Origin of the sequence: Thioclava sp. F42-5 (genome assembly GCF_002213195.1) — a bacterium.
GTDB classification, from domain to species: domain Bacteria; phylum Pseudomonadota; class Alphaproteobacteria; order Rhodobacterales; family Rhodobacteraceae; genus Thioclava; species Thioclava nitratireducens.
The window spans coordinates 122,735-135,152 of sequence record NZ_NBNZ01000002.1; the positions used below are offsets into that span (position 1 = coordinate 122,735).

The 12,418-nt window shown below is 63.6% G+C and carries 16 protein-coding genes; 10 read left to right on the plus strand and 6 right to left on the minus strand.

All coding sequences use genetic code 11. The features are described 5' to 3' along the window. Positions 1 to 34 precede the first annotated feature (34 nt). Complete coding sequence (gene ald / locus B6V74_RS05840; protein ID WP_088722262.1) at positions 35 to 1,159, minus strand: alanine dehydrogenase; 1,125 nt, start codon at positions 1,157 to 1,159, stop codon at positions 35 to 37. Between the two features lie 143 nt (positions 1,160 to 1,302). Between ald and B6V74_RS05845 the strand changes: the two genes are divergently transcribed. Then, on the plus strand, positions 1,303 to 1,767 hold the full coding sequence (locus B6V74_RS05845; RefSeq protein ID WP_075773891.1) for an Lrp/AsnC family transcriptional regulator: 465 nt from the start codon (positions 1,303 to 1,305) through the stop codon (positions 1,765 to 1,767). 3 nt (positions 1,768 to 1,770) lie between these two features. Here B6V74_RS05845 and B6V74_RS05850 read toward each other — a convergent pair whose 3' ends face one another. Together B6V74_RS05850 and rpsU are read right to left on the minus strand one after the other, a co-directional pair. Further along, on the minus strand, positions 1,771 to 3,219 hold the full coding sequence (locus B6V74_RS05850) for a TrkH family potassium uptake protein (RefSeq protein ID WP_088722263.1): 1,449 nt from the start codon (positions 3,217 to 3,219) through the stop codon (positions 1,771 to 1,773). 206 nt (positions 3,220 to 3,425) lie between these two features. Next, the gene (gene rpsU / locus B6V74_RS05855; protein WP_011748553.1) at positions 3,426 to 3,632 is read right to left on the minus strand and encodes a 30S ribosomal protein S21; all 207 of its coding nucleotides are present in this window, start codon (positions 3,630 to 3,632) and stop codon (positions 3,426 to 3,428) included. A gap of 107 nt (positions 3,633 to 3,739) precedes the next feature. Here rpsU and B6V74_RS05860 point away from each other — a divergent pair, with 107 nt between their 5' ends. The 3 genes from B6V74_RS05860 (at position 3,740) to B6V74_RS05870 (ending at position 5,939) form a co-directional block, all read left to right on the plus strand. Then, positions 3,740 to 4,408, plus strand: coding sequence for a COQ9 family protein (locus tag B6V74_RS05860; protein ID WP_088719497.1), 669 nt, complete (start codon positions 3,740 to 3,742; stop codon positions 4,406 to 4,408). Between the two features lie 14 nt (positions 4,409 to 4,422). After that, on the plus strand, positions 4,423 to 5,409 hold the full coding sequence (locus B6V74_RS05865; protein WP_088722621.1) for an NAD(P)H-quinone oxidoreductase: 987 nt from the start codon (positions 4,423 to 4,425) through the stop codon (positions 5,407 to 5,409). Between the two features lie 65 nt (positions 5,410 to 5,474). Continuing rightward, on the plus strand, positions 5,475 to 5,939 hold the full coding sequence (locus B6V74_RS05870; RefSeq protein ID WP_168184188.1) for an STAS/SEC14 domain-containing protein: 465 nt from the start codon (positions 5,475 to 5,477) through the stop codon (positions 5,937 to 5,939). Between the two features lie 4 nt (positions 5,940 to 5,943). Here the strand turns inward: B6V74_RS05870 and B6V74_RS05875 are convergent, their stop codons facing one another. Next, the gene (locus B6V74_RS05875; protein WP_088722265.1) at positions 5,944 to 6,594 is read right to left on the minus strand and encodes a ribonuclease T2; all 651 of its coding nucleotides are present in this window, start codon (positions 6,592 to 6,594) and stop codon (positions 5,944 to 5,946) included. 132 nt (positions 6,595 to 6,726) lie between these two features. On the opposite strand from B6V74_RS05875, the gene B6V74_RS05880 reads away from it, so the two are divergent. Then, positions 6,727 to 7,503: a cell cycle transcriptional regulator TrcR gene (locus B6V74_RS05880; protein ID WP_075773894.1), complete on the plus strand. Its 777-nt coding sequence runs from the start codon at positions 6,727 to 6,729 to the stop codon at positions 7,501 to 7,503. 182 nt (positions 7,504 to 7,685) lie between these two features. Here B6V74_RS05880 and B6V74_RS05885 read toward each other — a convergent pair whose 3' ends face one another. Beyond that, positions 7,686 to 8,747, minus strand: a complete 1,062-nt coding sequence (locus tag B6V74_RS05885) for a hypothetical protein (RefSeq protein ID WP_088722266.1) — start codon at positions 8,745 to 8,747, stop codon at positions 7,686 to 7,688. Between the two features lie 220 nt (positions 8,748 to 8,967). On the opposite strand from B6V74_RS05885, the gene B6V74_RS05890 reads away from it, so the two are divergent. After that, complete coding sequence (locus B6V74_RS05890) at positions 8,968 to 9,717, plus strand: SDR family oxidoreductase (protein WP_088722267.1); 750 nt, start codon at positions 8,968 to 8,970, stop codon at positions 9,715 to 9,717. On the opposite strand, the gene B6V74_RS05895 is transcribed toward B6V74_RS05890, so the two are convergent. Then, positions 9,714 to 10,124, minus strand: a complete 411-nt coding sequence (locus tag B6V74_RS05895) for a metalloregulator ArsR/SmtB family transcription factor (RefSeq protein ID WP_088722268.1) — start codon at positions 10,122 to 10,124, stop codon at positions 9,714 to 9,716. The genes B6V74_RS05890 and B6V74_RS05895 overlap by 4 nt on opposite strands. 215 nt (positions 10,125 to 10,339) lie before the next feature. Here B6V74_RS05895 and B6V74_RS05900 point away from each other — a divergent pair, with 215 nt between their 5' ends. From B6V74_RS05900 to B6V74_RS05915, 4 genes are all read left to right on the plus strand, one after another. Continuing rightward, the gene (locus tag B6V74_RS05900; RefSeq protein WP_075773898.1) at positions 10,340 to 10,696 is read left to right on the plus strand and encodes an AtpZ/AtpI family protein; all 357 of its coding nucleotides are present in this window, start codon (positions 10,340 to 10,342) and stop codon (positions 10,694 to 10,696) included. Between the two features lie 7 nt (positions 10,697 to 10,703). Then, positions 10,704 to 11,459, plus strand: coding sequence for a F0F1 ATP synthase subunit A (locus tag B6V74_RS05905; protein ID WP_088722269.1), 756 nt, complete (start codon positions 10,704 to 10,706; stop codon positions 11,457 to 11,459). A gap of 64 nt (positions 11,460 to 11,523) precedes the next feature. Beyond that, entirely contained in the window at positions 11,524 to 11,760 is a 237-nt protein-coding gene (locus B6V74_RS05910; RefSeq protein WP_038144344.1) for a F0F1 ATP synthase subunit C, read from the plus strand. A gap of 91 nt (positions 11,761 to 11,851) precedes the next feature. Further along, the gene (locus B6V74_RS05915) at positions 11,852 to 12,415 is read left to right on the plus strand and encodes a F0F1 ATP synthase subunit B' (RefSeq protein WP_075773900.1); all 564 of its coding nucleotides are present in this window, start codon (positions 11,852 to 11,854) and stop codon (positions 12,413 to 12,415) included. The last annotated feature ends 3 nt before the right edge of the window (positions 12,416 to 12,418 follow it).

Sequence of the window (12,418 nt, forward strand, 5' to 3'; positions counted from 1 at the left end):
GTCATGGGTGCAGTTGTTCTTGGCGTCGTGGCCTTTATTCGGCCGCGTGCATCACCGCGTCCGGCGCGTCGAACGGCAAGTCGAGCGCTTCGGCCACTGCCTTATAGGTCACCTTGCCGGCATGGATGTTAAGCCCCGCCGCGAGATGCGGATCCTCGGCACAGGCGCGCTCCCATCCCTTGTCGGCCAATGCGAGCAGGAAGGGCTGGGTTGCGTTCGACAGCGCGAGCGTCGCGGTGCGCGCGACCGCGCCGGGCATATTGGCCACGCAGTAATGCATGATGCCCTCGACCTCGTAGATCGGGTCGTCATGGGTGGTCGGGTGCGAGGTCTCGACGCAGCCGCCCTGATCGATCGCGACATCGACGATCGCCGCGCCGGGCTTCATCGTCTTGAGCATTTCGCGGGTTACCAGTTTCGGGGCGGCGGCCCCGGGGATCAGCACCGCCCCGATCACCAGATCGGAGGCCGCGACCAGCGCCTCGGTCTCGGCTTTCGAGGCATAGGCGGTGCGGAAGGTTCCGCCGAACGTGTCATCGAGATAGCGCAGACGCGGCAGCGACTTGTCGAGCACGGTCACATCCGCGCCCATCCCGGCAGCCACGCGCGCGGCGTTGGTGCCCACGACGCCGCCGCCGATCACGACGACCTTCGCGGGCGACACGCCGGGCACGCCGCCCAACAGCACACCGCGCCCACCATTGGCCTTCTGCAGGGTCCACGCGCCCATCTGCGGCGCGAGGCGACCAGCCACCTCGGACATCGGCGCGAGCAGCGGCAGGGTGCCGTCCTTCGCCGTCACCGTCTCGTAGGCGATGCAGGTCGCGCCCGCTTTCATCAGGTCATGAGTCTGCGCCGGGTCGGCGGCCAGATGCAGATAGGTGAACAGAAGCTGGCCTTCGCGGAGCATCGCGCGCTCGGAGGCCTGCGGCTCTTTCACCTTCACGATCATCTCGGCCTCGGCGAACACCTTTGCCGCATCGCCGAGGATCTTCGCGCCGGCGGCCTCGTAATCGCTGTCATTGAAACCCGCGCCCAGGCCTGCGCCGGTTTCCACCAGCACTTCGTGGCCATGGGCGACCGCCTCTTGCGCCGCGGCCGGAGTCAGCCCGACGCGGAATTCCTGCGCCTTGATTTCGCGTACGGTTCCGATCTTCATCGCGTGTCCTCCTCCAAAACATGGGAACGTCCTGCGACCAGTATGCGCTCCGTCACAAGCAAGTGCTTTGCCATTTGGCGGTTGTGGATGGGGTAGGCCGCTCGTATCTTCGATAAAATACGTGAATAGCGGCAGGATATTGCATGAGCGACAAGCTGGACGCGACAGATCGTCGGTTGCTGGAGGTTTTGCAGCGGCAGGGGCGAATCTCCAATGCCGAGTTGAGCGAGCGGGTGAACCTCTCGCCCTCGGCCTGTCACCGGCGGGTGCAGCGACTGGAGGAGGAGGGTTACATCCGCGATTACGTCGCCCTGCTGAACCCGCGCAAGCTGGGGCGGACGACGACGGTCTATGTCGAGATCAAGCTGTCCAGTCAGGCCGACGAGGTTCTGGATGCCTTCGAGAAGGGTGTGCAGCAGGTCCCGGAGGTGCTCGAATGTCATCTGATGGCGGGGGCTGCGGATTACCTTCTGAAAGTGGTCGCCGCCGATGCCGAGGATTTTGCGCGGCTGCACCGGGCGAAGCTGGCCAACATTCCGGGCGTGGCGCAGATCCAGTCGAGCTTCTCGCTCAAATGCGTGGTCTCGACCACGGCGATGCCGGTCTGAGAGTCAGGCACGCCAGAAGCGCGGCAGGAATACGACGAGGATCGCGAGCATCCCGATCCGGCCCAGCAGCATTGCGAGGGTCAATAGCCAGGTCGCGGCGTCGCTGAAGTCGATCATCGTGCCGGTGCGATCGGTCAGCGGGCCGACCCCGTAGCCTATATTGCCGAGAGCCCCCCAGGTCGCGAAGATGGCCGAGACGAAATCGGCCCCGGTCATCGAAATTCCGACCGAGATCAGGCCCAGCGTCAGGATGTAGCCGGTAAAATAGAGGATCAGGGAGGAGAGGATGTCTTCCTCCAGCAGCCTTTCGCCGAGGCGCGGCTGCAGTACTCGATGTGGCATCTGCAATCGGCGCACGGCGGCGCGGATCACCGCGCCGAGTGCCTGCCAGCGAAAAACTGACAGCGCGCCCGAGCTGGACCCGGTGCAGCCGCCGATCAGCCCGACCCAATAGGCCAGCACCATCGCAAAGCTGCCCCAATTCGAGACGTTGGCCGTGCCGAAGCCGGTGCCGGTCATGATCGAGGACAGGTTGAAAGCGGCGGAACGGAAGGTCGGCTCGATCCCGTCGGGCGCGTGGGTGTAGAGCCAGATCAGGAGGGCCGCGAGCGCGAGGCCGAACCAACGAAAGAAGGCGTGGATTTGCGGGTCGTCCCAGAACGGGCGCAGGTCGCCTCGGCCAAGCTGGACATAGCGGATGAAGGGCAAGGCCGAACCCAGCATGAAGACGACGCCCGCATATTGCGATCCGGGCGAGAAGTTCGCGAAGGAGCTGTCATGCGTGCCGAAGCCCCCGGTCGCGATCGTCGCCATTGCGTAGCAGATCGCGTCGAAGGAGGTCATGCCCGTGGCGGTGTAGCTGATCGCGCAGGCCAGCGTCAGCGAAACATAGACCCAGAGCAGCGAGCGCGCGATGTTATGGGCGCGCGGCATGACCTTGCCCAGCGTGTCGAAGCCTTCCGCCTGGAAATAACGCATGCCGCCGATGCGGAGCACCGGCAGGAAGATCATCGCGACGAAGGCGATCCCGAGCCCACCGAACCAGTTCAGCATCCCGCGCCACAACACGACACCGCGTGGCAGCGTGTCGAGATGTTCGAAGACGGTGTAGCCGGTCGTGGTGATGCCCGAGGCGGCTTCGAAATAGGCATTCGTCCAGGTCGCGTGCGGTGCGCCTTCGATGAAAGGGAGGGCGGCGAAGATCGGCAGGCCGAGCCAGATCGCCGCGGTGAGCAGATAGGCCTGCCGCGTGGTGAGCCCGCTCGCGCTCTTGGTGCGGGTCGCGAGCGCGAGAGCGCCCCCGATCAGCGCAGTCTCGAACGCCGCTTCCAGGAAGTCCTGCCAGTTCGGGTTGAGGTCGCTGAAATCCAGCGCCGCGGGCACCAGCATAGCGGTTCCGAGGGCTGTGACGATCAGGCCAAATAGGTGCAGGACGGGCCGGATATCGGACATTTGAAAGCGGTTCCCGCCAGAGCGAAGTGCTGGCGCTAGGGTAGGGGGCGCAGCGCTTTAGGCAAGATCAAAGCGGCGGCGATTGCGCTTTCTTGTAGCGGTGTCCTCCAGAAACCAAAAACCCCCGCGGCCAAGCCTCGGGGGTCATCGGTGCGGGCAAGCCCGCCAGCATTTTCAGGCGCCTTTTCAGACGCGGAGCGGTGCACTTAGAGCGCGCCTTCGCGCTGAGCCTTCTTACGTGCCAGTTTACGGGCACGGCGGACGGCTTCGGCTTTCTCGCGCGCTTTTTTGACCGAGGGTTTCTCGAAATGCTGCTTGAGCTTCATTTCGCGGAACACACCCTCGCGCTGAAGCTTTTTCTTCAGAGCACGGAGCGCCTGTTCGACGTTGTTGTCGCGAACGCTGACCTGCATGTGGTGTCACCACCTTCCTAAGTTAGAGTTGCAGTTGCTTGCAGGAGCGCTCCATATAGTCACCAAAAGGCGGTTTGTCTACCGTCAAAGCTGAGAGAGGAAACGCGATGAAAAACGACCATCTCGATATGGAACGCACGCGGTCCGAGCTGTTGGCGGCGATCAAGCCGCATGTCCCTTTCGATGGCTGGTCCGAGCCTGCCTTCAAGCTCGCAGTGTCCGATCTGGGGCTCGATCCGGGGTTGGCGCGGGTCGTGTGTCCGCGTGGTGCCGTCGATCTGGCGGTGGCCTATCACCGCGAGGGCGATGCCGAAATGCTCAGGCGTCTGGAAGAGGCGGATCTGTCGGGACTGAAGTTCCGCGACCGGATCGCGACTGCCGTGCGCTTCCGTCTGGAAGAGGCCGATCCGGAGCTGGTGCGCCGTGGCGCCGCGATCTTCGCGCTGCCGCAGAACGCCACGACCGGCTCGAAGCTGATCTGGGAAACGTCGGACAAGATCTGGCGCGCGCTGGGTGATATCAGCGAGGATTACAACTGGTACACGAAGCGGATGACGCTTTCGGGGGTCTACAGCTCAACGGTGCTCTACTGGATGGGCGACGAGAGCGAGGGCAAGGGCGACACCTGGGCCTTCCTCGACCGCCGGATCGAGGACGTGATGCAGTTCGAGAAGGTGAAGGGGGCCGCGATGAAGCTGCCCTTCCTGCCGAAACTCCTTGGCGGCATCCGTGCGCCCAAGGGCAATGCCGACATGCCGGGTCGGGAGGCGCAGTGATGGAGCCTGTCGAGATGCCGACCGAGATGCGCTGCGTCGAGATTTCCGAACATGGCAAGCCGGAGGTGCTGAAGGAAGTGACCCGCGCCGTGCCGGTCGCGGGACATGGCGAGATCCTGATCGAGGTGGCCTATGCCGGAGTGAACCGCCCGGACGCGCTGCAGCGTGCGGGCGCCTACAATCCGCCGCCCGGCGCGTCGGATCTGCCGGGGCTGGAATGCTCGGGTCGGGTCGCGGCGATCGGCCCGGGCGTCACCGATTGGGAGATTGGCGACGAGGTCTGCGCGCTGCTGCCCGGTGGCGGATACGCGGAATACGCGACCTGCCCGGCAGAACATGCGTTACCCGTGCCCGCCGGGCTCGATCTGAAATCGGCGGCCTGCCTTCCCGAGACCTGCTTCACCGTCTGGTCGACCGTTGTGATGCGCGGCGGCTTGCAGGCGGGCGAGCGGTTCCTCGTGCATGGCGGCTCGTCGGGCATCGGCACCACCGCGATCCAGATCGCGACGGCGCTGGGTGCGCGGGTGTTCACCACCGCCGGGTCAGCGGAGAAATGCGCGGTCTGCGAAGAACTCGGCGCGACCGCGATCAACTACAAGACCGGCGATTTCGTCGACGTGCTGAAGGCCGAAGGCGGGGCGAACCTCGTGCTCGACATGGTGGGCGGCGACTATATCGCGCGCAACATCAAGGCGATGGCCGATGACGCGCGGCTGGTCTTCATCGCTTTCCTCGGCGGTCCGAAGGCTGAAATCAATTTTGCGCAGGTCATGGCGAAGCGGCTGACGCTTACCGGGGCGACGCTGCGCCCGCAATCGGTTGCGGCCAAGGCAGAGATCGCGCGGCAATTGCGCGCCAATGTCTGGCCGATGATCAATTCGGGCAAGCTGCGGGTGATCCATGACAGCAGCTTCCCGCTGGCCGAGGCCGCAAAAGCCCATACCCGGATGGAGACGAGCCAGCATATTGGCAAGATCGTGTTGGAAGTTGCGGGCGGCTGAACTTTCGTCACGCGCGCGCCGGGTGTATGCTTGCGGCGCGCGCGAACCAACGAGGGGAGGCGGTCATGAGCGAAGGACGCTTTGAATTTCTGGACGGATTTCCGGCGGATGTGCTGGCTTTCGAAGCCAAAGGCACGATCGGTGCGGAAGCCTACGAAAAACACCTGATCCCGGCGGTGGAGAAGAAGATCGCCGCCGAGGGAAAGGTGAAGCTGCTCTATATCATCGGGGAAGAATTCGACGGCTACACTGCGAAGGGAGCATGGGACGACACCAAGCTGGGCCTGTCGCATCTGGGCGATTTCGCCGCCGTGGCGCTGGTCAGCGATGTCGACTGGATCCGCTGGGGCATTCAGGCCTTCGCGCCGATGATCCCCGGCACGGTCAAGCTGTTTCATCTCAGCGAGCTCGAGCAGGCGGAAGCGTGGATCTGTTCCTCGGGCAAGCCGGAGGAAGATCACAGTCACGACGTCGCGGCGACACACAAGCTGCCGACGCTGGAAGATCGTCAGCCGCCGCTCGACGAATAGCGCCTCAGCGCACCTTTTCCATCAGCGCGTCCGACAGGCTGCAATCGCGGATCGTATCGGCCCCGCAGCGGCGCGGCTCCAGCTCCTTGGTCAGGCAGATGCGCGCTTCTTGGATGCGTCCGGATTTGCAGGTGATGGTGATCTCGTCGGCATCGAGGCCAGGATTGGCCTCGAGAAACGCCTGCTCGACCACTTTCGCGGGCAATCTTACGTCGCGGTCGAGGTTCGCCAGCACGCGCGGAATTTCGATGCTCTCGTAAGCCTTGCGCTCCAACGCGAAGTAATCCGTGGCGGACAGCCCCGAGCAGCGCCCGTGCTTCTTCCACTCGTACCACGCCAGCCCCGGCGCGCCGGTCAGGTCCTCCATCGCCGCGGTCTGCTGGCGCGACGGATCGCGCTGCGGCGTGCGGCAGAAGCTGGGCCAGCCGGTCTCGTATTGCGGCCAGAGCCCGTGCAGCACGAAGCCGCGATCCTCCGCCGGGTCACATTGCGGCGAGTTGCGCGCGTCGCCGGTCAGCGCGCACCACGTGGGCGACCAGCTGAGCGAGAGGAGGTAATAGTCGAAATCGCCCGCGCGCTCGCCCTCGGCGGAGACGCTGGATGTGAGGGTCGAAAGCGCAAGCAGGGCTGCGGTCAGAAGGCTCAAACGAGTCATTTTCTCTTTTCTCCTGACGCGCGATTGACTATATGAGGCGGCAATTCCCCTTCCAGAAATGGACCGCGGCAGGGAAATCTCGCGCCGCAGCCGATTTCTCGGCCCGGGAGAGATATGTAAAGGATGGCTGCAATGACGAACAAGCCCCTGATGGCAAAGGCCACCGCCGTGTGGCTGGTGGACAATACGACGCTCAGCTTCAAGCAGATCGCGGATTTCTGCGGCCTGCACGAGCTGGAAGTACAGGGCATCGCCGATGGTGACGTCGCCACCGGCGTGAAAGGCTTCGATCCGGTCGCCTCGAACCAGCTCGATCAGGAAGAGATCGACAAGGCCGAGAAAGACCCGCTGCACAAGCTGAAGCTGAAGTTCAACAAGGCGGCGCTGGGCGAGGACAAGCGTCGCGGCCCGCGGTACACCCCGCTGTCGAAGCGTCAGGACCGTCCGAACGCGATCCTGTGGCTGGTGAAATTCCATCCGGAACTGGCCGATGCGCAGATTGCACGTCTCGTCGGCACCACCAAACCCACGATCCAGTCGATCCGCGAGCGCACGCACTGGAACATCCAGAACATGACCCCGATCGATCCGGTCGCGCTGGGTCTTTGCCGCCAGTCGGAACTGGATATCGAAGTGCAGAAGGCCGCGAAGAAAGCCGCCGCCGAAGGCGTGATGAGCGATGACGAGCGCCGCAAGCTGGTCTCGACCGAGCAGTCGCTGGGCATGCCCGACGAACCGCGTCTGCCCTCGGGCATCGCCGGCCTGGAGAACTTCTCCTCCTCCGATCTCAAGCAGGAGACCGAGGAAGAGGAAGAGACCGCGGACAATGCCGACTATTCGGACGCGGACAGCTTCTTCAACCTGCCCGACGACAACGAGGACGAGGACGAAGACGACAACCACAAATAAGTTGTCGCCCTCGCGAAAGATCAGGGCCGCTCCATCGGGGGCGGCCTTTTCACATTGCGGGTGCGACGTTTCGCGTCGCTGAGGATGGAAAAGGAACACGGGCGACGAATGAACCGTCGCCCGTCGCTGATATGGCAGAGTGAGCTGCTCGAGAGGCGGCCCTGTTCCGCTGCAGCTGCGACTTACTGCTTCAGCACCACCGGCTGGAACGAGAACACGGCGTCGGATTTCGGATCGACCGTCATCTCGACCCAGCTGTTGTCGCTGCTGCCGAAGACCTCGACGCGGGTGAAGTTCGCGGTGCTGCGGCCATCGGGCTGGATCATCGGCTTGTCGACCTTGAAGTAATGGGAGTCGCCATGGACCAACAGGACCTGACCTTCGAAGTTATGCGTCTCCTCGACGAGAGTCTTGTAGAAGTCGGTGAAGCCGTTCTTGTCGTCGAGGGTCGGAAGGAAATCCTCTTCGTAGCCGCCGTCGCTTAGCTCGAACGGGAAGAAGATGTCGGCCTGAATGTCGATCAGGATGCCCGCGTCGTTATTCTCGCGCGCCTTCGCGAAGGACTCCTTGAGCCATTCGACGTTCTTCGGATTGCGGGCTTCGTATTCCGCGGTTGCGGCATCGCAATCGGCCTGCGTGCGGTCGGATTTCTTGGTGCACTGCTTGTCGGTCACGACGAGGTTGTTGTTGCTGCCCGGCACGTTGAGGGCCACGAACATGACGTTGTCGCGCTCGAAACGGCTGTTCTCGCTGTAAGCTTCGCCCGGCGTGCCCTGACGTTCGACGTCGATCGGGTTCTGGCCTTGCGACTTCGCGGCAGCAAAGAAAGTCTTGCGCAGGTAGGACAGCCGCTCGACCGGGTCGTAGCTGCCGTTGTTGGTCCGGTGGCAGTCGACCCATTCATTGTCGCCGAGGGCGTAGAGTGTCGGCATGTCGAGGCGGTTGAAGATCGCCTGCACGTCCGCCCCGATCGCCTGATCGGTGCACTCGCTGCTGCCGCTCTTGGTGTCGCCGGCGAAGATCGTGAAGTCGAGATCGTGTGCGTTCATCGAGGCGACGGTCTGGTCGATCCAGTTCGCCTTTTCCTCCGGGTCCTTGCTGTAGAACTCGTCGCCCCAGAGCGCGACCTTCAGCACGCCCGCGTCGGAGGCGGATTGTGCATGGGCCGGAGCCAACAGGGCAGTGGAGAGAACGGCGGCAGCGAGCGCCGCGCAAAGCGTGATCGAACGGGAAGGACGTGGCATATATACCCCCAAGGTAGACTTGATATGACGAAGGCCCAGAGGGTGACGCGGTGCATCGGGCGGCGGACTGTCGGCTCGGGGCGCTTCGGGCGTCATAATACGCCGGGCTGTGACAGCCCGCTGACGCAGGGGCGAAGGATTTGTGACGCGGGCCGAGCCGCCACCGGCTGGACAGTCGCGACCCCGGGCGCGATGCTCCCGTCGAGAAGAGGAGGAACAGATGCCGGAATTCGCCACTTATCCGAGCCTGAAGGGCAAATCCGTGATCGTGACCGGGGGCGCCTCGGGGATCGGAGCGCTGATCGTCGAAGGCTTCGCCGCGCAGGGGGCGAAGGTCGGCTTTCTCGACCGCGATGCGGAGGGGAGTGCGGCGGTCGCGAAACGGCTGGGCGTCGAGTACGAGCTGTGCGACCTGCGCGACATCGCCGCGATGAAGGGGGCGCTGGGTCAGCTGCGCGAGAAGATCGGCCCCGCGGATGTGCTGGTGAACAATGCCGCGCGCGACGACCGCCACGACTGGCGCGAGATCGATGCGGAGTACTGGGACGAACGCCAGCACACCAACCTGCGCCACATGTTCTTCGCGATCCAGGCGGTTGCGCCGGACATGATCTCGAAAGGGGCGGGGTCGATCATCAATATGGGCTCGAATTCGTGGTGGGAGGCCGGCAGCGGTTTCCCGGCCTACGCGACGGCGAAAGCGGCGGTGCACGGGCTGACCCGCACGATGGCACGTGAGTTGGGCGGGCATCGCATCCGGGTCAACACGGTCGTGCCGGGCTGGATCATGACGGATCGGCAGAAAACACTCTGGGCCACGCCCGAGGCGCTGGAGGATCATCGTCGCAATCAATGCCTGCCGGATCTGATCCAGCCGGAATATGTCGCGCGGATGGTGCTGTTCCTCGCGTCCGACGATGCGGCTATGTGCACCGCGAACAACTACATGGTCGAGGCGGGTTCGATTTAATCGGGTTGCGGCGCGTTGTTCGACGGCGCGTCGCTTTGCCCGGTCTCCAAGGGCTCGACAGGTTCGATCTCGACCTGCGCGAGTTCGGTTTCGAGGAATTTCTCGAACGCATCGAAGTCCAGCGGTTCGAACTGGCCGAAGCCCTGGATCCATGTCGTCGCGGCAGACATTGCGAGCGGCTCCAGCTTGCACCATTTCACCCGGCCGCGTTTCTCCTGCGAGATCAGCCCGGCATTGGTCAGGATCGCGAGGTGCTTGGAAACGGCGGCGAGCGACATCTCGAAAGGCTCTGCCACGTCGGTCACCGCCATGTCGTCTTCGAGCAGCATCGTCAGGATCGTCCGCCGGGTCGGGTCGGCGAGCGCGGCGAAGATCGCATCGAGAGAAGGGGCGGGCGGCGGTAGCATCGCTCCTTGATGGGGCGGCACGCGACAAACGTCAACCGATCGGTTGAATATGCCCTTGCTCGCATTCCCGTGAGCTTGGCGCGGCGCGAATTTGATGCCTATTTTCAAAATCGTTACGGATCAATGGGTTGCGCGGTGCCTTCAAGGGGCTATCCGGAATTGACTCAGGCTGGGGGCGCGGCTATCACGGCTGGGACCTGAGTGGGGGCCGAACCATGCCTGATCACCGCTCCGACGAGCCCGATCCCGAGCGCCTCGCAGCGCTTGAGAAGAAGCTTGCGGCAGTGAGAAAGACGCAAGAACCGCCTCCGCAACGTGCCGATCATCATCTGTCCCAGGCGAACATGGCCTGGCGTATGGTGATCGAAATGGTTTCGGGGCTGGGGATCGGCTTCGGCATCGGATACGGGCTTGATGTGCTGCTTGGCACGATGCCTTGGATGATGGTGCTGTTCACGCTTCTCGGGCTCGCGGCCGGGGTGAAGGTGATGCTTCGCTCGGCCAAGGAAATGAACGAAGAGCGTGCGGCCGACATGGCCGATGAAGAGGAAGACGACCGTGGCAAATCTTGAACAGGAAATGCGCAGTGAACTGACCTTCCACCCGATGGATCAGTTCATCGTTAAGCCCCTCTTCGGCGAGGGTCCGGTTCACTGGTACACGCCGACCAATGCGACGCTGTGGATGGCGATTGCCGTTCTGGCGATCTTCTTCATGCTGGTCATCGGCACCCGTGGCCGCGCCGTGGTACCCTCGCGCGCCCAGTCGATCGCGGAGCTGTCCTACGGCTTCATCCACAAGATGGTCGAGGACGTGGCGGGCAAGGACGCGCTGAAGTTCTTCCCCTATATCTTCACGGTCTTCCTGTTCATCGTCTTCTCGAACTTCCTCGGCCTGCTGCCGCGCGGCTTCACCACGACTTCGCATATCGCGGTGACCGGTCTGCTAGCAGTCGCGGTGTTCGTTGCGGTGACCATCATCGGTTTCGTCAAGAACGGCGCGGGCTTCCTGAGCCTGTTCTGGGTGGCTTCGGCCCCGCTGGCGCTGCGCCCGATCCTCGCGATCATCGAGGTGATCTCCTACTTCGTGCGTCCCGTCAGCCACTCCATTCGTCTTGCGGGCAACATGATGGCCGGCCACGCGGTTATGAAAGTGTTCGCCGCCTTCGCGCCGCTGATCCTGTTCTCCGGCGTCGGCCTCGCTGTGACCCCGCTGTCGATCCTCGCGATCACCGCGATGTACGGGCTCGAAGTTCTCGTGGCCTTCATCCAGGCCTATGTCTTCACGATCCTGACCTGCGTCTACCTGCGCGACGCGCTGCACCCGGCACACTGACCGGATAGCGGATCGAACCAGTTCACCAAGTTTCTGCCACTTCCAACCTCAAGGAGTTACGACAATGGAAGGCAATATCGTTCAAATGGGTGCTTACATCGGCGCTGGTCTGGCCTGCATGGGCATGGGCGGCTCGGCTATCGGTGTGGGCAACGTTGCCGGCAACTTCCTGTCGGGTGCCCTGCGCAACCCCTCGGCGGCCGCTGGCCAGACCGCGACCCTCTTCATCGGCATCGCCTTCGCAGAAGCGCTCGGGATCTTCTCGTTCCTCGTCGCTCTGCTGCTGATGTTCGCAGTCTGATCCAGCACGCTTTTCCTTGAGGGCGGGTGGGCTCATTCGGAGCCCATCCCGTGACCCGCAAGGGGATTTGTGATCAGGGTCGAGGGACGACATGGCAAGCGAAACGCAAAATACGGCGCACGCAGCCGCTGATGCGGCCCAAGGCGCGGCACATTCCGCGCAGCAGGGCGGCATGCCGCAGCTCGACTTCTCGAGCTACCCGAACCAGATCTTCTGGCTTCTGGTCGCTCTCGTCGCGATCTACTGGCTGCTGACGCGCATCGCACTGCCCCGGATCGAGGCAGTTCTCGCCGACCGTCAGGGCACGATCGCGGGTGACATCGCCGCGGCCGAGGACTTCAAGCGCAAGGCCGAAGAGGCCGAAGCCGCTTACGAGAAAGCTCTGGCCGAAGCACGCGCTCAGGCGCAGAAGATCGCAGGCGAAACCAAGGCCGAGATCCAGAAGGACCTCGACGCGGCCATCGCCAAGGCAGATGCCGAGATCGCGGCACGCTCCGCGGAATCGGAAGCGCGCATCGCGGAAATCCGGGACGGCGCACTTGCAGCGGTCGATCAGGTCGCCAAGGATACCGCCGGCGAGATCGTCGCGGCTCTGGGTGGCAACTCGGACGCAGCGGCTGTGAACGCAGCTGTCGAACAACGGCTGAAAGGGTAAGAC

Excerpts from the sequence above, each read along its gene's own strand:
- B6V74_RS05860 (WP_088719497.1), top strand. The coding sequence starts at position 3,740 with ATGAAAAACGACCATCTCGATATGGAACGCACGCGGTCCGAGCTGTTG.
- B6V74_RS05845 (WP_075773891.1), top strand. The coding sequence starts at position 1,303 with ATGAGCGACAAGCTGGACGCGACAGATCGTCGGTTGCTGGAGGTTTTG.
- B6V74_RS05875 (WP_088722265.1), bottom strand. The coding sequence starts at position 6,594 with ATGACTCGTTTGAGCCTTCTGACCGCAGCCCTGCTTGCGCTTTCGACC.
- B6V74_RS05850 (WP_088722263.1), bottom strand. The coding sequence starts at position 3,219 with ATGTCCGATATCCGGCCCGTCCTGCACCTATTTGGCCTGATCGTCACA.
- B6V74_RS05915 (WP_075773900.1), top strand. The coding sequence starts at position 11,852 with ATGGCAAGCGAAACGCAAAATACGGCGCACGCAGCCGCTGATGCGGCC.
- B6V74_RS05865 (WP_088722621.1), top strand. The coding sequence starts at position 4,423 with ATGCCGACCGAGATGCGCTGCGTCGAGATTTCCGAACATGGCAAGCCG.
- B6V74_RS05890 (WP_088722267.1), top strand. The coding sequence starts at position 8,968 with ATGCCGGAATTCGCCACTTATCCGAGCCTGAAGGGCAAATCCGTGATC.
- rpsU (WP_011748553.1), bottom strand. The coding sequence starts at position 3,632 with ATGCAGGTCAGCGTTCGCGACAACAACGTCGAACAGGCGCTCCGTGCT.
- B6V74_RS05900 (WP_075773898.1), top strand. The coding sequence starts at position 10,340 with ATGCCTGATCACCGCTCCGACGAGCCCGATCCCGAGCGCCTCGCAGCG.
- B6V74_RS05880 (WP_075773894.1), top strand. The coding sequence starts at position 6,727 with ATGACGAACAAGCCCCTGATGGCAAAGGCCACCGCCGTGTGGCTGGTG.
- B6V74_RS05895 (WP_088722268.1), bottom strand. The coding sequence starts at position 10,124 with ATGCTACCGCCGCCCGCCCCTTCTCTCGATGCGATCTTCGCCGCGCTC.
- B6V74_RS05885 (WP_088722266.1), bottom strand. The coding sequence starts at position 8,747 with ATGCCACGTCCTTCCCGTTCGATCACGCTTTGCGCGGCGCTCGCTGCC.
- B6V74_RS05870 (WP_168184188.1), top strand. The coding sequence starts at position 5,475 with ATGAGCGAAGGACGCTTTGAATTTCTGGACGGATTTCCGGCGGATGTG.
- B6V74_RS05910 (WP_038144344.1), top strand. The coding sequence starts at position 11,524 with ATGGAAGGCAATATCGTTCAAATGGGTGCTTACATCGGCGCTGGTCTG.
- ald (WP_088722262.1), bottom strand. The coding sequence starts at position 1,159 with ATGAAGATCGGAACCGTACGCGAAATCAAGGCGCAGGAATTCCGCGTC.
- B6V74_RS05905 (WP_088722269.1), top strand. The coding sequence starts at position 10,704 with ATGCGCAGTGAACTGACCTTCCACCCGATGGATCAGTTCATCGTTAAG.